Origin of the sequence: Sorangium sp. So ce394 (assembly GCF_051474665.1) — a bacterium.
Classification (GTDB): Bacteria; Myxococcota_A; Polyangia; order Polyangiales; family Polyangiaceae; genus Sorangium; species Sorangium cellulosum_D.
This window is the reverse complement of the sequence record NZ_CP150339.1, coordinates 11,689,997-11,709,939: the sequence shown is the minus strand read 5'-3', so window position 1 is coordinate 11,709,939 and position 19,943 is coordinate 11,689,997. Positions and strand designations below refer to the sequence as shown.

The following is a 19,943-nucleotide window of genomic DNA, read 5'->3' as shown; positions in this document are numbered from 1 at the left end:
TTGACGTTCACGTCCTCCTCGCCAAGGAGATCCAGGAGACCATGAGCGTCGAAGAAAAACTGCTCAACATCCTCCTCGTCGAGGACGACGAGGTCGATGTGATGAACGTCCGACGGGCGTTCAAGCGCAACAACATCTCGAACCCCCTCTGGGTCGCCGGCAACGGCGTCGAGGCGCTGGAGATGCTGCGCAGCGGCTCCATCCCCGTGGAGCGCCGGCTGATCCTGCTCGACCTGAACATGCCGAAGATGAACGGCATCGAGTTCCTCCGCGAGCTGCGGGCCGATCCGGATCTCGTGGCCACGTCGGTTGTCGTGCTGACCACGTCGAACGACGATCGCGACAAGGTGGGTGCCTTCAACCTCAACGTGGCCGGTTATCTCCTCAAGCCCGTCACGTTCCTCAGCTTCGTTGAGCTCATGGCAGCGCTCAACAAGTACTGGAGACTCGTGGAGCTACCGTAGCGAAACTCGCCGTCTTTCTGCCCCCCTTCGCGAGGGGCGGTGAGGCGGTGAGACGCGCGGCGCCACGCGCGCTCGCGCGTCGCGATGGAGCGGCGCTGGCTATTTGCTGCGCTTGACCACGCCGAGCGCCTTCTGCGCCGCCTTGATCGCCGCCTGCGCCTCCTTGCCCTCGGCGCCCGCGAGCGCCGCCGCGATCGCGGTCGCGACCTCGCGCCGGCTGTGCGGGTGCACGTCGGCGAGCTTCAGGTAGAGCTGCGCCTTCTCGGCGAAATCGGCGTCGCCGCGCCGCGCCTCGATCCGCTCGAGCAGGCAGCCCGCCACCGCGGTGTCGTCCATCTTCTTCAGCGCGTCGAGCGCCGCCGCCCGCTTCGCGATCTCCGGCCGCGCCTCGATGAGCTCCACGAGCGGCGCGAGCGCCACGGGGCCGAACGCGCGGATCGCGTCCGCCACGATGCCGGGCTTGTACCCCTCGGCGTAGGCCGACAGGAGCTCGCTCAGCCCGCGGACGTCGCCCAGGTAGCCGAGCGCGTACGCGGCGATCTTCGCCTCCCGGTCGTCCTCGCCGCGGCTCGCCAGCATCCGCGCGAAGGTCTCGACCATCTCGACGTCGCCGAGCTGGGCGAGCGCGTAGGCCGCCTCCTCGCGCACGCCGCGGGCGGCGTCCGCGTAGAAGGCGCGGCGGAGCGCCGGGAGCGCGGCGAGGTCGCCCAGCTCGGCGAGCGCCTTGAGCGCCTCGAGCCGCTCCTCCTTGGTCGGCGCCGCGCCGAGCGCCTTGGCGAGCTCCTGCACGCGCTCCATCCGCGCGGCGCGGCGCGCGCGCACCGCGGCCCCGCCCGGCCCGGTCGAATCGGCCACGTCGAGCGCGTCGCGGGCGAGCGCCCGCAGGCCGGCGTCCTTGGCGTGCTCCGCGACCCGGCCGAGCATCGCCGCGGCCTCGGCGCGGGCCGGGCCGCCGTGCTGCACGACCGCCTGCAGCACCCGCACCGCGGTCAGCTTGGCCACGCGGCCGGCCTTCACCGTGAGCGCCTTCTCCGCGGCCGCGGTCGCCTCGGCCCCGAGCGGCGCGAACGTCCGCGCGATCGTCGGCGTGGCGGTGCCGTCCGCCCAGATCGGGAAGATGCTCCCGACGAGCTCGCCCGGCGGCAGCGACGCGTAGTAGCGCGCGTGGTGGACCGCGGCGACGTAGCGGTTCATCGCGCCCGCGGCCCGGCGCCGCGCCACCTCGTCCGGGGGGAGCGTCTCGTCCGGCCGCGCCACGGCGACGCTCTCGTAGGTCGGCACGCGCTCGATCGCCCCGTCCTCGCGATCGACGTGCGTCGCGCCGGCGAGGCGCACGAGCGCCATCTCGAGCACCTGGTAGAGCTTGATGAAGTCGTCGAGCCGGTCCGCCGGATCGGGCCGCTGCGGCAGGCCCTGGAGCAGCGCGGCCTGCTTCTCGAGGCGGAGATCGCGGAGCCGCTCGGCGAGCGGGTCGGTCACGCGGGCGCTCAGCCCGGTCAGGCCGGTGGCGAGCGCGTCGGCGAGCTCCTCGCGGACCTCGCCGAGCGCGATCGCCGCGGGCGAGGCGCCCGCCTCGCGGGCGGCGGCGTTCCACGCGGAGCCCTCGAGCGGCCCGCTCCGCGCGGCCGCGCCCTGCTCGACGACCGGGAGCAGCGAGAGGCCGAGCGGGCCCTCGACGATCGCGGCGAGCGGCCAGAGGGTGGGCAGCGCGGCGTCGATCCCGACGTCGCCGAGCAGCGCGCGCAGCCGGGCGTCGCGGAGCGAGCCGGCGAGCCGCTCCTCGAGCGCCGGGTCGTCGGGCAGGTGGAGCGCCTCCCCCTTGTCGTCGACCGCCGAGAGCCGCGCGCCGCGCGCGAAGAGCGTGTCGATGCGCACGGCCACGGGCACGAGGTCGGGCGCGAAGACGTCCTTGCGGTGCTCCTGGAGGGCCACGAGCGCCGCGCCGACGTCGGGCAGCGCCCGCGCGAGCACGGCGTCGAGGGCGCCGGCGTCGAGCGGGCGCTTGTCGCCGAGGTCGGTGAAATCGAGCCGGAGCGGCGGGTAGCCGGGGTAGGTCGTCGCCCGCGCCCCGGCGAGCACCTCGCCGGCGAAGCTCCGCTTCGGCTCGGTCCGCTTCGCCATGAAGGCGGGGAGGATCTGCTTTTCGCTGAAGTGCCGGCCGGACTCGAGGTCGAGGAAGCGGCTCTCCCGGATGACGAAATCGTCGCTCGTGGTCCGCGTCGAGAAGGCGTACTCGACGAGCGTGAGCCCGTCCGCGGGCTTGCGGTCGGACGCCTTCCACGTCTTGCCGACGAGCTCCTCGACGTGGCGGTCGTCGAGCGGCTCGCCCGCGAGGTGCTTCTCGAGCTTGCGGGCGGTGAGCAGGAGGTCGGCGATCAGGTTCGCGTAGGCGACCGCCGGGAGCGCGCCGCGGCGAGCGCCCGCCGGAGGACCGGCCGCGGCCTGCGGGCCCCGCGCGGCTCCGTCGACCACCCGCGCGCCCGCGGCCTGCCCCCGCAGCAGCGCGGCGAGGTCGAGCGTCCTGGCCGAGAGCCGCCGGAGGCGGTTTTCCCGGAGCCCCTCGGCGAGCTTCTCCATCTGCTCGATGCGGTCGGCCCCGATCGTCGCGACGCCGGCCACGCCGAGCTCGCGCACGAGCGTGCTGACCTGCTCGACGCCCGATTTCATCAGCGCCTGCGCGTTCGCGGCGCCCTTCTTCACGCTCTTGCGCGCGGTCTCCCCGCCCGGCGCGCCGGGCGGCGCCGCGTCGCTCACGGCGAACGACTCGGGCGCGCGCGCCCAGGCGACGAGCAGCGCCGCCGCGTGCTTGCAGAACGCGGTGTTGAAGGTGCGCGCCGGGCAGGTGCAGCGCCCCTTGAACCCGGGCGCCGGCGCGTCGCTGTAGACGAGCGTCACCTTGTAGGGCGAGGCCCCCGAGCCCCGGGCCTCGCAGAACAGCTTGTTCTCGTAGCGCGCGAGGTTCAGGAGCTGCCCGCCGTCGTAGAGCAGCGTGCCCTTCTTGAGCTCCCCCGCGTCCTGGATGAACGCCCGGAGCTCGGCGGCCCCGATGCGCTGCACCTCGCCCGGCGCCGCGCTCACGGGGCCTCCGCGGGCGAGCGCGCCGGGCCCGGCGCCGGGGGAAGTCCATCGTTCGGGAGGGGGGGAGCGGCGGCCGGCATCGGCCTCTGAGCCTACCATGGGCCGCGGCGCGGGAGCTCCTGGCCCAGGCGCCCGGCCGGGGCCGCGGATCCCGGGCTCAGGCCATCACGCCCTCGGGTCCGAGCGCGGCGCTGGCGGCCTGCGCCTCGCCATGAGGCGGTTCGGCAGCGACAGGGGACCGAGCGCGAAGGGGCTGAACAGCAGGTCAGAGGCGGTGGTCAAAATCGATGCTGTTTCGAAAGGAAACGTAACTTCCGAAGGGGAAATAACCTCCGCCGGAGGTGCGTCCTGCGTCGCAGCGACCTCGTGTCGACGCACTTCCTTTTGGGTAGTGACGAGGTCATGCTGCGCACGAGGACGAGGAATGAAGCGCTCTTGTCAGCACCTCTGCCAAAGGTTCCAGACGGCGATGAGCGTGCTCGCCAAGCCGTGGAACGGCCTGATCTTCGCGACGCTCGAGGAGGGGGCGCTGCGCTTCGGCGAGATCGGCGAGCGGCTCGACGCGATCAGCGATCGGATGCTCTCCAGCCGGCTGAAGGAGCTCGAGGCGCTCGGCCTCGTGGAGCGGCGGGTGCTGCCCGGCCCCCCCGTCCGCGTCGAGTACGAGCTGACCGCCGCCGGGCGGGGGTTCGGCGAGGTGGCGCAGGCGATCTCGCGGTGGGGGGAGATGCTCGCGGAGAGCGCGGCGCACGCCGGCGCGGCGAAGGGCGGTGCGCGCGGGGCGAAGCCCGGCCTAGCGGCGAAGCGCGCTCGGCCCCGCGCCGCGCAGCCGCGCAAGGGCCCATGACGGACGTCACGAGGAGTCCGCGAGATCCTGAGCGTCACTCAGGGATATCCTGATGCCGAGCCCTCGTATGGCGAGGTAGCGAGATGAATGCCTCTGTCGAGCTCGTGGAAGGCCTTGCCGATCCGGGGAAATGATGATGTGATTCCAGGGCTTCGTACGATCGGAAGCCGCCGATGATGCGGAGCGTCAACGCGGTGGCGTCCTCCGGGCGCCGCGGTGGATCGTCGTATGGCACCGAAGCTCCAGCGCCGACCCGCGGGGATGAGGCTCGCGCACCAGTTCTGGCTCTCGCTCGTTGTCCCGATCGCGATGGCGATCGCGCTGTATGGCCTGTTCTCCTCGGCGCACCGCAAACAGGTCCTGCGGCAGGAGGCCACGGCGGAGCTCCGGAATTACGCCACGCTGCTTCAGGCGTTCGTCGAGAGCGCGCTGCAGCGCAGGGACATCGCGCTCGTCCGGCGGCGGGCGGAGCACTTCGCGAGCGCCGAGCGCATCCAGGGCGTCGCCGCGTTCACCCGGGAGGGCGAGGCGGTCTTCATCACGGAGGGGGTCAAGGGGGAGCAGGAGCGCCTCGAGGCGCTCGCCCGCCGGGCGTTCCTGGAGGGAGGGGACATCGAGGAGCGCACCAGCCTGGTGGGGCAGCCGGTGCTGGTCCGCACGGTCGCCATCCATCCGAGCAGCGCCAATCCACCGCTGGTGGCCGTCCTGGTGCGCGACCGTCATTATATCGAAGTGCTGGAGAGCTCGTTGAATCGGGGCCTCGCGGCGACAGGCGTCGTGCTGCTGCTGGTCAGCGCGGTCGTGGCCGGGGTCGTGGGTCGCTTCACCGTCGCGCTCCCGGCCAGGGCGATCCTCTCCGGGGCCGAGCGCGTGGCGAGCGGCGATCTCGACGCGGCCGTGCCCGAGAAGGGCGCGGAGGAGCTGTCGCGCCTGGCCCACGCGTTCAACACGATGACCTGGTCGCTCAGGGAGGCCCGGGGGCGCGCCGAGCGGGAGGAGATGGCGCGGGTGAACGTGGAGCGCAGGCTGCAGCAGGCGCAGGCGCTCGCCGCCGCGGGGCAGGTGGCGACCTCGCTCGGCCACGAGATCGGCTCGCCGCTGAACGTGATCCAGGGCCGCGCGCGCCGGGCGGCCGACCTGCCCGGCTGTCCGGAGCACCTGCGCGCGGAGCTGGAGACGATCGCGCGGCAGTCCGAGCGGATCACGCGGGTCGTCTCCCGCCTCGTCTCCCTCGCTCGGCCGTCGCGGCAGCAGCAGGGGGACAGCGATCTGCGGCGCGTCGTCGACGATGTGGTCGCCTTCCTCGGCCCGGAGTGCAAGAAGCGCGACATCGAGACGAGCGTCGAGTGCCCGCGCGACAGCGGGTCGTGGGCGCGCGTCGCCCTCGACTCCGATCGCCTGTTTCAGGTGGTGTTCAATCTGTGCCTGAACGCCATCGAGGCCCAGGACGGCGGGGGCGAGCTCGTGGTGCGCGTCCTCCCCGAGCACGACGGCCCGGCGGGCTCTCGCGCGGTGTGCTTCGAGGTCGAGGACGCGGGGCCCGGGGTGCGCGCCGAGGACCTGGGCCAGATCTTCGAGCCGTTCTTCACGACGAAGTCGACCCGCGGCGGGAGCGGCCTCGGCCTCGCGATCGTCCACGGGATCGTCCAGGAGGCGGGCGGCTCGGTCGAGGTCTCGTCCTCGCCGACCGGCGGGGCGCGCTTCCGGGTCACCCTGCCCACGGAGGCGCCCGACTCGCCGTCGAGCCGGGACGCGAGCTCGGCTGCGAGCTCATCCGTGGACATGCAGGCGAGGCAGGGGGAGGAGGCGAGCTCTACAGGTGGCGAGGGGGCGAGCCTGGCCGCGGACCCAGAGGCGAGGAGAGAGGCGAGGAGAGAGGCGAGGACAGGGGGCACGGAGGAAGGACAGAAGGGATGAGTTCGAGCTCACCGAACGTATTGATTGTCGAGGACGACGACGACCTTGGCCGGTTCGTCGTTGACATCGCAACGGACCACGGTTACCAGGCGACGCACGTTGCCGATGCCCTGTCGGGCCTCCGCCTGCTGCCGTCGGGCAAATTCGAGCTGCTGATCACGGACATCCGCATGCCGGGCATGGACGGCATCGAGCTGATCGCTCGGGCCAAGCAGCACGACCCGTCCCTGGCGGTCATCGCCATCACCGCGTTCGGCTCCGTCGAAACGGGGATGCGCGCCCTCCGCGTCGGCGCCTCCGATTACCTCTCGAAACCTTTCCGTTCCGATGAGCTAAGCTCTCGCATGCGGCGCGCGCTCGAGCGGCGCGCCCGCGAGATCGAGCACGCTCGTCTCCAGCGACAAGTCGAAGAAGTTCTGCGCCGCGGCAAGTCGTGAGACGGCGGCGCACCAGGGGCCTCGCAGCGCCGCCCACCCCCGGCGTCGCGCGGGCCTGATCAGCCTCCAGCGGGACCGAGATTTCCAGGCGCGCACTCGTCGTCAGGAAGGTATCCATGCAACCGAACAACATCGCGGCGACCAAGGACAAGAACGGGAACGGCGCCAGCAAGAAGAAGCCGCCGTCCCGCAGGCGCGGCGCCGACGGGAACCACCTGGATGTGCGTGAGATGCAGCTCCAGGCGATCCTGGAGGTGCTCAAGGCGGTGAAGGCGGGCAACTTCTCCGCGCGCGTCGGCATCGGCGAGGTGCCGGGGACGATCGGTCAGATCGCCGACGAGGTGAACGACGTCGTCCAGCAGCTGCAGACGGTCGGCTCGGAGATCACCCGCGTGGCGCGCGAGGTAGGCACCGAGGGCAAGCTCGGGGCGCAGGCCGAGGTCCAGGGCGTGAGCGGGACGTGGAAGGACCTGACGGACAACGTCAACGTGCTCGCGGGCAACCTGACCAACCAGGTGCGCAACATCGCGGTCGTGACGACGGCGGTCGCGAACGGCGACCTGTCGAAGCAGATCACGGTCGAGGCGAAGGGGGAGATCCTCGAGCTGAAGAACACCATCAACAAGATGGTGGAGCAGCTGCGCGCGTTCGCGTCGGAGGTGACGCGCGTCGCGCGCGAGGTAGGCACCGAGGGCAAGCTCGGGGCGCAGGCCGAGGTGCGGGGCGTCAGCGGGACGTGGAAGGACCTGACGGACAACGTCAACGTGCTCGCGGGCAACCTGACCAACCAGGTGCGCAACATCGCGGTCGTGACGACGGCGGTCGCGAACGGCGACCTGTCGAAGCAGATCACGGTCGAGGCGAAGGGGGAGATCCTCGAGCTGAAGAACACCATCAACAAGATGGTGGAGCAGCTGCGCGCGTTCGCGTCGGAGGTGACGCGCGTCGCGCGCGAGGTAGGCACCGAGGGCAAGCTCGGGGCGCAGGCCGAGGTGCGGGGCGTCAGCGGGACGTGGAAGGACCTGACGGACAACGTCAACGTGCTCGCGGGCAACCTGACCAACCAGGTGCGCAACATCGCGGTCGTGACGACGGCGGTCGCGAACGGCGACCTGTCGAAGCAGATCACGGTCGAGGCGAAGGGGGAGATCCTCGAGCTGAAGAACACCATCAACAAGATGGTGGAGCAGCTCCGGACCTTCGCCGCGGAGGTGACGCGCGTCGCGCGCGAGGTAGGCACGGACGGCAAGCTCGGCGGTCAGGCGCAGGTGCCCGGGGTCGCCGGCACGTGGAAGGACCTGACCGACAACGTGAACCAGCTCGCCGGCAACCTGACCAACCAGGTGCGCAACATCGCCCTGGTGACGACGGCGGTCGCCAAGGGCGATCTCTCGCAGAAGATCACCGCCGAGGCGCGGGGCGAGATCCTCGAGCTGAAGGACACCATCAACAAGATGGTGGAGCAGCTGCGCGCGTTCGCGTCGGAGGTGACGCGCGTCGCGCGCGAGGTAGGCACCGAGGGCAAGCTCGGGGCGCAGGCCGAGGTGCGGGGCGTCAGCGGGACGTGGAAGGACCTGACGGACAACGTCAACGTGCTCGCGGGCAACCTGACCAACCAGGTGCGCAACATCGCCCTCGTCACGAAGGCGGTCGCGAGCGGCGACCTGTCCCAGAAGATCGCGGTCGAGGCGAAGGGGGAGATCCTCGAGCTGAAGGACACCATCAACAAGATGGTCGACCAGCTGCGCGCGTTCGCCGCGGAGGTGACGCGCGTCGCGCGCGAGGTAGGCACGGACGGCAAGCTCGGCGGTCAGGCGCAGGTGCCCGGGGTCGCCGGCACGTGGAAGGACCTGACCGACAACGTGAACCAGCTCGCGGGCAACCTGACCAACCAGGTGCGCAACATCGCCCTCGTCACGAAGGCGGTCGCGAGCGGCGACCTGTCCCAGAAGATCACGGTCGAGGCGAAGGGGGAGATCCTCGAGCTGAAGGACACCATCAACAAGATGGTCGATCAGCTGCGCGCGTTCGCCGCGGAGGTGACCCGCGTGGCGCGCGAGGTAGGCACCGAGGGCAAGCTCGGCGGCCAGGCGCAGGTGCCCGGGGTGTCGGGCACCTGGAAGGACCTGACGGAGAACGTCAACGTCATGGCCTCGAACCTCACCTCGCAGGTGCGCGGCATCGCCAAGGTCGTGACCGCGGTCGCGAACGGCGACCTCCGCCAGAAGCTGGCCCTGGAGGCCAAGGGCGAGATCGCGTCGCTGGCCGACACCATCAACGACATGACCTACACGCTCCGGGTGTTCGCCGAGCAGGTGACGACGGTGGCGCGCGAGGTCGGTATCGAGGGCAAGCTCGGCGGCCAGGCCAAGGTGCCCGGCGCGGCCGGCACGTGGAGGGACCTGACCGACAACGTGAACCAGCTCGCCGGCAACCTCACCACGCAGGTGCGCGCCATCGCCGAGGTCGCGACCGCCGTGACCAAGGGCGACCTGACCCGGGCCATCTCGGTCGAGGCGCAGGGCGAGGTCCTTCAGCTGAAGGACAACATCAACCAGATGATCTCGAACCTGCGGGACACGACGCGCGCCAACCAGGAGCAGGACTGGCTGAAGACCAACCTGGCGCGCTTCTCCGGGATGATGGCCGGGCAGCGGACCATCGAGGCGCTCTCCCGCCTCATCATGTCCGAGGTCACCCCGCTCGTCTCGGCGCAGCACGGCGCCTTCTACGTGCTGGAGTCCGAGGACAAGCACCCGACGCTGAAGCTCACGTCGAGCTACGCGTTCCAGAAGCGCAAGGGCATCTCCAACCGGTTCGCGCTCGGCGAGGGGCTCGTCGGGCAGTGCGGCCTCGAGAAGAAGAGCATCGTCGTCACGGATCTGCCGGACGACTACATCCGGGTGAGCTCGGGCCTCGGCGAGGCGCCGCCGCGCAACATCTGCGTCCTGCCGGTGCTCTTCGAGGGCGGCCTCAAGGCGGTGATCGAGCTGGCGAGCTTCCAGAACTTCACGCCCATCCACCTCACGTTCCTCGAGCAGCTCACGCAGTCGATCGGCGTCGTGTTCAACATGATCGGCGCCAGCATGAGGACGGAGGAGCTGCTCCAGGAGCTCCAGAGGTCCAACACCGAGCTCGGCTCCCGCTCGCAGGAGCTGGAGGAGAAGGCGTCGGAGCTCGAGATCAAGAACCGCGAGATCGCCCGCGCCAGCGCCTCCCTGGAGGAGAAAGCCAGGGAGCTGTCGCGCACCTCGAAGTACAAGTCCGAGTTCCTCGCGAACATGTCGCACGAGCTGCGCACGCCGCTCAACAGCCTGCTCATCCTCGCCAGGATCCTCGCGGACAACGAGGAGCACACGCTCACGCCGAAGCAGGTCGAGTACGCGAAGACGATCGCCGCCGCGGGGCAGGACCTCCTCCAGCTCATCAACGAGATCCTCGACCTCTCCAAGATCGAGGCCGGCAAGATCGACGTGAAGACCCAGCGGGTGTCGCTGTCCGAGCTCGCGGAGTACGTCGAGCGGAGCTTCCGGCAGATCGCCGAGCAGAAGGAGCTCGAGTTCTGGGTCCGGGTCGCCACCGGCGTGCCCTCGACGATCATGACGGACCTGCAGCGGCTGCAGCAGATCCTGAAGAACCTCTTGTCGAACGCCTTCAAGTTCACGTCGTCCGGGCGGATCTCGCTCGAGATCGAGGTGGCCAGCCGGGGGCTCTCGTTCAAGCGGGACACGCTCATCAAGGCGAAGACCGTCCTCGCGTTCGCGGTCACCGACACGGGCATCGGCATCCCGCCGGACAAGCAGACGCTCATCTTCGACGCGTTCCAGCAGGCCGACGCCTCCACCAGCCGCACCTACGGCGGCACGGGCCTGGGCCTGACCATCAGCCGGGAGCTGGCCAGCCTGCTCGGCGGCGAGATCTCGCTGAACAGCACGCCCGGGCTCGGCAGCAAGTTCACCCTCTACCTGCCGGCGGAGCGGCCCGAGCAGAAGGCCGCGCGGCCGGTGCGCGCCGAGCTGCCCGAGCCGATCGCGCCGCTGCTCACGAACGGCTCCGCCGGGGTCGCGCTCACGGGGCGGAACGTGCTCGTCATCGACGACGACGCGCGCAACGTGTTCGCCATCACGAGCCTGCTCGAGCGGCGCGGGGCGCAGGTGCTCCTCGCCGAGAACGCGCGGCACGGCATCGAGCTCCTGCGCGAGTCCGACGCGAGCATCGATATCGTGCTCATGGACATCATGATGCCCGAGCTCGACGGTTACGAGGCGACGCGCGAGATCCGGAGCGATCCCCGCTTCAACGAGCTGCCCATCATCGCGGTGACGGCCAAGGCGATGCCGGAGGACAGGCAGAAGTGCCTGGACGCCGGCCTGAACGACTTCGTGGCCAAGCCCGTCGACGAGGGGCGGCTGATGTCGGTCATGCTGCACTGGCTGCGGCCCGACTGACCCACGGAGCCGCACGGTGTCCACCGCTCCAGCGACGACCAGCATCCTCCTCGTCGACGACCAGCCCGAGAACCTGGCCGCGCTCAAGGCGATTTTGGTCGACGAGAGCTACCGCCTCGTGACCGCCGCGAGCGGGAAGGACGCGCTCCTCAGGATCCTGTCCGAGGATTTCGCGGTCATCCTGCTCGACGTGCGGCTGCCGGACATCGACGGCTTCGAGGTGGCCTCGCTGGTCAAGCAGCGGGAGCGGTCGCGCCACACGCCGATCATCTTCCTCACCGCGGCGACGGACGACCTCTCGGCCATCTACAGGGCGTACGCGGTCGGCGGCGTCGACTACCTCCTGAAGCCGCTCGAGCCGGAGGTCGTGCAGGCGAAGGTCGCGGTCTTCGTCGAGCTCCACCGGCGCGGCGAGCAGATCAAGGAGCAGGCCGAGCTCCTGCGCAAGGCCGAGGAGCGGCGGCGCGACGTCGAGGTCGAGGACCTGCGGCGCGCCGCCCAGGCGAGGTACCAGAACCTGGCCGACGCCATCCCGCAGTGCGTCTTCACGGCGAAGCTCGACGGCAGCGTCGATTACGTGAGCTCGCGCTGGCTGGAGTACACGGGGCTCGCGTTCGAGGCGCTCCGCGGCTGGGGCTGGCAGGCCGCGGTGCACCCGAACGACCTGAACCAGTTCGTCAGCAAATGGCGCCGCTGCATCGAGGCCGGCGAGCCGCTCCAGGGCGAGTGTCGCCTCAGGTCGCGCCACGGGGCGTACCGCTGGCACCTCTGCCAGGCGGTCCCGGAGCGGGACGTGTGGAAGCGCGTGGTCGGCTGGCTCGGCAGCTTCACCGACATCGACGACAGCAAGCGCCACGAGCAGGAGCGCATCCACCTCCTGACGCGCGAGCGGGCGGCCCGCGCCGAGGCCGAGGCCGCGGTGCGCCGCTCGGAGCTCCTCGCGGAGGCGTCGAGCGCGTTCTCGGCGTCGCTCGACGAGGCCAGCGTCGCGGCCGCCCTGGTGCGCATCGCGGCGGAGCGCATCTGCACCTGGTGCGTGCTCGACCTGCGCAAGGAGGGCGGCGCGTGCAGGGTCGCCGCCGCGCATCGGGCGCGCGACGCGGCGCGGTTCGCGGAGCGGTTCGGCCCGCGGGAGCTCCCGCTCGCCGAGGGCGGCGTGGGCGCGGTGCTGACGAGCGGCCGCCCCGACCTGCGCGTCGAGTGCGCCCCGCGCGACGTGGCGAGGGCGCTCGACATCGACGATCCGGGCCAGATCCAGGAGCTCGGGGCGAGCAGCTACCTGTGCGTGCCGCTCGTCACGCGCGGCAACGTGCTCGGCGCGCTCAGCATGGTCTGGGTGGAGCCGGGCGAGCGCTTCGAGCCCCCGGATTTCGCGGTCGCCCTCGACGTCGCGCAGCGGGCGGCGCTCTGCCTCGAGAACGCCCGCCTGCTGCGGCTCACGCGCGAGGCCGTGCAGATCCGCGAGGATTTCGTGGCGGTCGCCTCGCACGAGCTCAGGACGCCGCTCAGCGCGCTGGTCTTGCAGATCCAGGGCCTCACCCGCGCGATCGGCCGCGCGGACGGCGGGCTGCCGGCCGAGCAGGCGCTCGCGAAGCTCGCCCAGGCGGAGGCGCAGATCGAGCGGCTCACGCGGCTCATCGACACGCTGCTCGACGTGACGCGCATCAACAGCGGCCAGCTCGAGCTCAGCCTCGAGGACGTGGACCTGTGCGACGTGGCGCGCGAGGTGGCGGGCCGCCTCGAATCGGAGCTGGAGCGGGCCGGCTGCTCGCTCGACCTGGACGTCCCGGCGTCGGCGATCGGCCGGTGGGACCGGCTGCGCATCGATCAGGTGATCACCAACCTGCTCACGAACGCCATCAAGTACGGGCGCGGCAAGCCGATCCAGATGCGGATCTCGGTCGACGGCAGGTCCGCGGTGCTCCAGGTGATGGATCAGGGCATCGGGATCGCGCAGGAGTACATCGCCCGGATCTTCGGGCGCTTCGAGCGGGCGGCGCCGACGAGCTCCTATGGGGGCCTCGGCGTCGGCCTGTACATCGTGGACCAGATCCTCCGGGCCCACGGCGGGAGCATCCAGGTCGAGAGCGCGCCGGGCATGGGGGCGAGGTTCCAGGTGGCGTTGCCGCTCCCGCCCCGAGCGGCTGGATCCCCGGGGCCGCTGGGTGAGCGCCCTGGATCTCCGTTGACCGGTCCTGCCGGCTGAGCCGAGATCCACCCTCCGAGCGTGCGAGGCGCTCCTGGAGGTGCGGGCGCCGCTGCGTTGCGCCACGGTTGCAACCGGTGGTTTCAACCATGAAAGGCGGCCCACGCCCATCCCGAGAAAACGGGCGATGCCGGCATCCAGCCATCGTTGGCCTGCAACGTGCAACGTGATCGTAACAGAGCGCCCGGTGCAACCACCGGGGGCAGTCCCTCGCCGATCACCACGGAGACACGGAGGCACGGAGCGAACCCAGACCCGTGCCTTCGTGCCTCCGTGGTGCGTGCATCCGCCCGTGAGAGGCGGAGAGGCGAGTGGATCTCCCGGGTGGACATGTTCACGTCCGGACGGGCGCTCCAGGGCTCGTGATCTCCGCACTGCGACGCTGCGTAAACGATCGAAACAGTTTATAGGTTGATGAGCCCTCCGCTGAGCGACGTGATCGGTCCGCCACCCAATCGGAAGTTCAAGTGAAGCTTTCTATCAGCCTAGTCGGCCCCTCGATCAGCACTGGTGCGCTGATGGCCCAGCCCCCCTCGCTGGAGGTGGTGGGTCGCGCGGCCGGCACCCGCCGGCGGGTCTCCGCGAGCGCTGCCCGGGGCGCCACGTCGCGCAAGCGCGCCGCCGCGCGGCGGACGGACGAGCGCGCCGCGAAGGCGATCCGTCGCGCACGCTGAAGCGGCGACGCGGCGCGGAGGTCGAGGGCGCGCCTTCGCTGACGAAGGCGACGTCCCGAGGCGCGCCGATCGGGCTCAGGCCCCGCCAGGCGGGGGCCACGGAGGCACAGACGACGCAGAGGAAAGAGAAGAGCCTCTGTGTCCTCTGTGCCTCCGTGGTTTTACCGCGCCTCGGCCTCCAGCAGCGGGCCGAGGTCCTGTCCTCTCATCAGCCGCTCCACCACCTTGACGAGCAGCTTTGGCGTGCAGCCGAAGCAAGGGGTCCCGAGGGCGGCGAGCTTCTGCGCCATCTCGTGGTCGTAGGAGGGCTTGCCGCTGTCGGACAGCGCGAGCAGGCAGATCGACTTCACCTTGCTGTCGGCGAGCTGGCGCATCCGGGCGATGAGCTCCTCCGCGTTGCCGCCCTCGAAGAGGTCGGTGATCAGGATGAGCAGCGTCTTCTCGGGGCGCTCGATGAAGTTCGCCTGAGCGTAGGCCACGGCGCGGTTGATGTCGGTGCCGCCGCCGAGCTGCGCCGTGAACAGCACGTCGACCGGATCGACGAGCATGGGTGTCACGTCGACGACCTCGGTGTCGAAGAAGAGGAGCCGCGTGCGGAGGACGTCGAGCGACGCGAAGATCGCGGCCATGATGGAGCTGTAGACGACGCTCTCGCCCATGGAGCCCGACTGGTCGACGAGGATGGCGACGTCCCACTCGTGCCGTCGCGTCTGGTTCGCCCAGAAATAGAGTTTGTCGGGGACGATGCGGCGCCGGTCCGCGTCCCATCCTTTGAGGTTCTTGCGGATGGTGCGTTTCCAGTCGAGGTTCCTGAGGACGCGCAGGGGGCTCGTCGTGTTCCGCCGCAGCGCGCCGAGGACGGCGGTGCGGACCTCGGACTCCAGCGCGCGCCGCACCTCCTCGACGACCTCGCGCACGATCTGCCGGGCGGTCTCCCGCGCGGCGTCGGGGATGAGGCCTCGCGCGCTCATGAGGGTGGCGACGAGCTCGACGTTCTTCTCGAGGAAGGGGAGCGTCTCGGGCTCGAAGAGGAGCTGAGTCAGCCCCTTTCTCTCGATGGCGTCCTTCTGGACGAGCGCCACGATGTCGTGGCTGAAGAACTCGCGCACGGCGGACAGCCACTCGGGCACGTAAGGCCGCGAGCCGCCGAGATTACCGGCGCGCTCGTCGTAGATGAACGAGAGGGCCTTGTCGAGGTCGCCGAGCCGCCGCGGGTCGACGTGGAGGGCGGGCGCCGCGCCGCCGAGGCCGCCGAGGGAGAGGCGCGGGTCGACCCGCTCGGCCTCCGGGCCGAGCGCGAGCCGCCAGCGCAAGAGCGCGTCGCGGTCGGCGTCGGAGAGGTCGTCCGGCGCGGCGGCGGGGGAGGGGGGCGGAGGGGCTTTTCCGGGCTTGCGGGCGCTCATCGCGGCGGGGTGTCGAGGGGGTCGCGAACTGTCCAGAGGACCTGTCTGGCGGAAGCCCGTTAAGCCGTCCCGGGGCGCATGCAACGAGCCGTCGAGCGCGCTGTGCGCGCGCGCTGCACAGAGGCAGAATAGGGGGCGCGGCGGACGGGCACAAGGAGATCGGGCGCGCCGGATCGCGCGCGTTCGGCGGCGTCCCGCGCGCCGCGGGCGGGGGACGGAGCGAGCGGCCGGGTGGGGCGGGCGCGCGGCGGAGGAGGGCGAGGGGACGATGCGGGCGCGGACGGGGAAGCGGGGCATGCGGTCGGGCGGGGGCGCCGCGGGACGCCGTCGCGGCGGGGCGCTCCGCCGTGCGGCCCTGATGGCGCTCGCGGCGGCGCCGGTCGCGGTCGCGGCTGCGTGCCTCGAGGGCGGGGTCCCGTGCGGCGACGGCTTTTGCGCCGTCGATCACGAGTGCGTGTTGACCCGGGAGGCGACGCACCTGTGCCTCGCCCCCGGCAAGCGCGACCTCTGCGGCAACGGGGTCGTCGAGGGCGTCGAGATCTGCGACGACGGGAACACGGCGGACGGTGACGGCTGCAGCGCCGACTGCCGGTCCGACGAGCAGTGCGGCGACGGGGTCGTCGATCCCGCGCTGGAGGAGGTCTGCGACGACGGCAACGCGCGGGACGGCGACGGCTGCAGCGCCGACTGCCGCTCCGACGAGCGGTGCGGCAACGGGGTGGTCGACAGGGTGCGCGGGGAGACGTGCGATTGCGGCGCGGGCGACGTCCTGCCCGTCGAGGCGCAGTGCCGCGGGGCGCAGAACGCGGCGTCCGGCGGGTACTGCCGGGACGACTGCCAGGTCCACTGCGGCGACGGGCGGGTGGCCGAGGAGGAGGCGTGCGATCCGGGGGCGCTCATCACCACGCCCTGCGCGGCGCTGCGCTATGATTTCGGCCGGCCCGGCTGCACGAGCGCGTGCGATGGGCTCTCGACGGCGTCGTGCGGGGACTGGAACTGGCGTCTCCAGGAGCCCGGCACGACGGCGCCGCTGCTCGCCGTGTGGGGACACGGGCCGAACGACGTCTTTGCCGTCGGCGACGCCGGCGCGATCGTGCATTACGACGGTCAGCGCTGGGAGCCCATGCACTCGACCTCTCCGATGTGGCTCGGCGGCGTGTGGGGGAGCGGGCCGCGCGACGTGTTCGCCGTCGGCAATCGCGGCACGATCCTGCATTACGACGGCGAGCGCTGGGCGTCCATGGACTCGTCCACGACGGCGGTCTTGCTCCGCGTGTGGGGGAGCGGGCCAGAGGACGTCTTCGCCGTCGGCCTGGCAGGCACGATCCTGCGCTATGACGGCGAGCGCTGGGAGCCCATGGCGTCGCCGGCGTCCGCGGCCCTGTACGGCGTGTGGGGGAGCGGGCCGCGCGACGTGTTCGCCGTCGGCGATCGCGGCGAGATCGTGCGCTACGACGGCGACGGCTGGCAGCGCATGGATTCGCGCACACCGGCAGCGCTGCTCGGCGTGTGGGGGAGCGACTCCAACGATGTCTTCGCCGTCGGTGAGGACGGCGAGATCGTGCATTACGACGGCGAGCGCTGGGAGCCCATGGCGTCGCCGGCGTCCGTGGCCCTGTACGGCGTGTGGGGGAGCGGGCCGCGGGACGTCTTTGCCGTCGGGCTGGCAGGCACGATCCTGCGTTATGACGGCGAGCGCTGGGAGCCGATGGTGGTCCCCTCGAAGCTGCTGTACGGCGTGTGGGGGAGCGGCCCGAGCGATGTGTTCGCGGTCAGCATCGACAGCGCCATCGTGCATCACGACGGCCAGAGCTGGCAGCCCATGGAATCGCCCACGCCGGAGGCGCTGGTCAGCGTGTGGGGGAGCGGGCCGAGGGACGTCTTCGCCATCGACGACAACGGCATGATCGTGCATTACGACGGCGAGCGCTGGGCGTTCATGGATACGCCCCTGTCGTCCGGTCTATCGAGCGTGTGGGGGAGCGGGCCGAAGGACGTCTTCGCCGTCGGCGAGAGCGGGACGATCTTGCACTACGACGGCGAGCGCTGGGAAGTCATGGAGTCGTCCACGCTCGACCTCTTGTTCGGCGTGTGGGGGAGCGGGCCAGACGACGTGTTTGCCGTCGGCGTGGCGGGCACGATCGTGCACTATGACGGCGAGCGCTGGCAGCCCATGGCGAGGCCCGTGCAGGTGAACCTGGGGCCCGTGTGGGGGAGCGGGCCGAACGACGTCTTCGTCGTCGGCGAGAGCGGAACGATCTTGCGGTACGACGGCGAGCGCTGGGAGCCGATGGCCTCGCCCGAGTTCGCGCTCCCGCGCGCGGTGTGGGGGAGCGGGCCGGAGGACGTCTTCGCCGTCGGCGAGAGCGGGACGATCCTGCGCTATGACGGCCGGCGCTGGGGGCCGATGGAGTCGCCCACGTCCGCGCGCCTGCTCGCGGTGTGGGGGAGCGGGCCGAAGGACGTCTTCGCCGTCGGCGAGCGGGGCACGCTCCTGCACTATGACGGCATCTCCTGGTTGAAGCTCAATTCCACGACGGACCGTCACCTCCTCGACGTGTGGGGCGACGGCGGCACCTCGTTCATCGTCGGCGAGGGCGGCGTCATCTACCGTCATACCCGGATGGCGCCGCCGTGAAGGCCGCGCAGGCTCCCTCCTTCCAGAGAGCGCGCCGCCGCCGCGCGGCGGCGCTCGTGTCGCTCGCGCTGCTGGCCGCGGTCGCCGCGCCCGCGCGCGCCCAGGCGCCGCCCGCGCTGCCGCCGTGGCACCGGGGCGTCTCCGAGGAGCGGAAGCAGAGGGCGCACGCGCTCTTCCACGAGGCGCGGGACCTGCACCGGCGGATGATGCTGGCGGAGGCGCGGGAGAAGTACCAGGAGGCGCTCGCTTCATGGGAGCACCCCGAGCTCCGGCTCTACCTGGCGCGGGTGCTCCGGAGCATCGGGCTGCCGCTCCTCGCCCACGAGAGCCTGCGCCTGTCGCTGCAATGGGGGCCTGGCTCGCTCACCCCCGAGCAGGAGCGGGAGGCGCGCTCGACCTTGCGGGCGCTGGTGCAGCACGAGCTCGCCGCCATCGAGATCCGCTGTGATGAGCGGGGGGCCCGCGTGCTGCTCGACGGCAAGCCGTGGTTCGTCGGCCCGGGCGCCGCGCGCCGGATGATCACGCCCGGAGAGCACGTGATCACGGCGAGGAAGGAGGGGTATTTCACCGTCGTGAAGCCCGTCCTCGTGCTCGCCGGCAAGGAGGCCTCGGGCCGCGTCACGCTGAGCGTCGACGCCGTCATCGCCGAGCGGCGGTGGGCTCCGTGGGTCCCCTGGGCGACGCTCGGGGCCGGCGCGGCCCTGGGCGTCGCGGGCGCCGGCCTGTGGTGGCAGGCCGACGTGCACCACCGGGACGCCGACCGGCGCCTCGGGGGCGGGTGCGACCCGTGGTGCACGCCGTCGGCCCGCGACGCGTACGACGCCAGCGTCGTCGAGAACCGGCTGGCGATCGGCGCGTTCGTCGCGGGTGGGGCGGCGATGATCACGGGGACGGTGCTGCTCCTCATGAACGGGCCCCAGTCCCACCGCACCGACGATCGAGGCGGTGTTCGGATCGAGCTCTTGCCCGTGCTGCCGGGCGACGTGGCCGGCCTTTCAGCTCGGCTCGCCCTCTGATCCGGCGGTGTGCCCGGCGGCGCGGCGGGCAGGGGGGAGCGTCGTCGGGCGCCGGCGCTCGTCCGGCGCGTGAGCGCTCATCACACCTTGTTGGTCATGGATACCCTTCATCCTCGCGTCTGCATCGCCCGCCGTGGCGGGCCCAGGCCACCGGGTCGCCCTGCGCCTCTCCTCGACGAGACCACGGGCGTGTGAAGGCCAGAGCGCGTCGCGCGCAGGAACTCCGCGAGCGCCGTGACCGCGTGGAGGTCGCCGGGCGCGAGGTCGCTCGTCACCGCGTGGAGCTGCTGGCGAGCCGAGTCGACGTCGCGAGATCGCATGGGCTCGCCGCCGGCGCCGGGCCAGGCGCGCTCGAACGACGCGGGTATCAGGCCGCGGGCCTCGAACCATTGGAGGATGGCGGCGTGGATCCGCTCCATCCGGAAGGCGCGCCATCGGCGGAGCTGGTCCGGCCTGCCGGAGAGCACGGCCTTGAACCGCCGAAATGAACCCGGCCCCTGGAGGCACTGCAGGAGCAGCGCCTGGAGCTCGATCTCGTCGACCGTCGGGATGAACGCCTGCAGCCATCGATACTGATCCCGCGCAGCGATGGCCTCGACGCGCACGCAGGCCGGATCCGCCTCGACGCGGACGCGCGTGTCCGGATCGGCGAGCCCGTCGACCAGCCGGATCAAGGCGCCTGTCTCGAGGTGGAGAAAATAGCGGATGTGTTGGGCGGTGTTATCGAAGGCGCTCGCGAGCGCGCTCCAATCGACAGGGACTCTCCGACCCGCAGCAGCGGACTCCGTCGTGGTCGTGCTCATGTTCGCGCGTGG

11 protein-coding genes are annotated in these 19,943 nt (G+C 71.4%); 8 read left to right on the top strand and 3 right to left on the bottom strand.

The window, feature by feature from the left end; genetic code table 11:
- The first annotated feature begins 41 nt into the window (after nucleotides 1-41).
- Nucleotides 42-464 (top strand): response regulator, encoded by a 423-nt coding sequence (locus tag WMF33_RS43285; protein WP_020740846.1) that lies wholly within the window; start codon nucleotides 42-44, stop codon nucleotides 462-464.
- A 99-nt stretch (nucleotides 465-563) separates the two neighbouring features.
- Here WMF33_RS43285 and WMF33_RS43280 read toward each other — a convergent pair whose 3' ends face one another.
- Nucleotides 564-3,542: a HEAT repeat domain-containing protein gene (locus WMF33_RS43280; protein WP_437334070.1), complete on the bottom strand. Its 2,979-nt coding sequence runs from the start codon at nucleotides 3,540-3,542 to the stop codon at nucleotides 564-566.
- Nucleotides 3,543-3,966: 424 nt separating this feature from the next.
- Here WMF33_RS43280 and WMF33_RS43275 point away from each other — a divergent pair, with 424 nt between their 5' ends.
- From WMF33_RS43275 to WMF33_RS43255, 5 genes are all read left to right on the top strand, one after another.
- Entirely contained in the window at nucleotides 3,967-4,389 is a 423-nt protein-coding gene (locus WMF33_RS43275) for a winged helix-turn-helix transcriptional regulator (RefSeq protein ID WP_437334069.1), read from the top strand.
- Nucleotides 4,390-4,617: 228 nt separating this feature from the next.
- Complete coding sequence (locus WMF33_RS43270) at nucleotides 4,618-6,306, top strand: ATP-binding protein (RefSeq protein ID WP_437334068.1); 1,689 nt, start codon at nucleotides 4,618-4,620, stop codon at nucleotides 6,304-6,306.
- A complete protein-coding gene (locus WMF33_RS43265) occupies nucleotides 6,303-6,743 on the top strand; it encodes a response regulator (RefSeq protein WP_044986901.1) in 441 nt (146 codons plus the stop codon). Before WMF33_RS43270 ends, WMF33_RS43265 begins: the two co-directional genes overlap by 4 nt.
- Nucleotides 6,744-6,859: 116 nt before the next feature.
- Nucleotides 6,860-11,191, top strand: a complete 4,332-nt coding sequence (locus tag WMF33_RS43260) for a HAMP domain-containing protein (RefSeq protein WP_437334067.1) — start codon at nucleotides 6,860-6,862, stop codon at nucleotides 11,189-11,191.
- Between the two features lie 16 nt (nucleotides 11,192-11,207).
- Nucleotides 11,208-13,397: an ATP-binding protein gene (locus WMF33_RS43255; protein ID WP_437334066.1), complete on the top strand. Its 2,190-nt coding sequence runs from the start codon at nucleotides 11,208-11,210 to the stop codon at nucleotides 13,395-13,397.
- 835 nt (nucleotides 13,398-14,232) lie between these two features.
- Here WMF33_RS43255 and WMF33_RS43250 read toward each other — a convergent pair.
- Nucleotides 14,233-15,474, bottom strand: a complete 1,242-nt coding sequence (locus tag WMF33_RS43250; protein ID WP_061629686.1) for a VWA domain-containing protein — start codon at nucleotides 15,472-15,474, stop codon at nucleotides 14,233-14,235.
- Nucleotides 15,475-15,742: 268 nt separating this feature from the next.
- On the opposite strand from WMF33_RS43250, the gene WMF33_RS43245 reads away from it, so the two are divergent.
- Nucleotides 15,743-18,112, top strand: a complete 2,370-nt coding sequence (locus WMF33_RS43245) for a DUF4215 domain-containing protein (protein WP_437334065.1) — start codon at nucleotides 15,743-15,745, stop codon at nucleotides 18,110-18,112.
- The gene (locus tag WMF33_RS43240) at nucleotides 18,109-19,128 is read left to right on the top strand and encodes a hypothetical protein (RefSeq protein WP_437334064.1); all 1,020 of its coding nucleotides are present in this window, start codon (nucleotides 18,109-18,111) and stop codon (nucleotides 19,126-19,128) included. Before WMF33_RS43245 ends, WMF33_RS43240 begins: the two co-directional genes overlap by 4 nt.
- 107 nt (nucleotides 19,129-19,235) lie before the next feature.
- Here WMF33_RS43240 and WMF33_RS43235 read toward each other — a convergent pair whose 3' ends face one another.
- Nucleotides 19,236-19,931 carry a UPF0158 family protein gene (locus WMF33_RS43235; RefSeq protein ID WP_437334063.1) on the bottom strand — a complete coding sequence of 232 codons (696 nt, stop codon included), beginning with the start codon at nucleotides 19,929-19,931 and terminating at the stop codon, nucleotides 19,236-19,238.
- Nucleotides 19,932-19,943 lie beyond the last annotated feature (12 nt).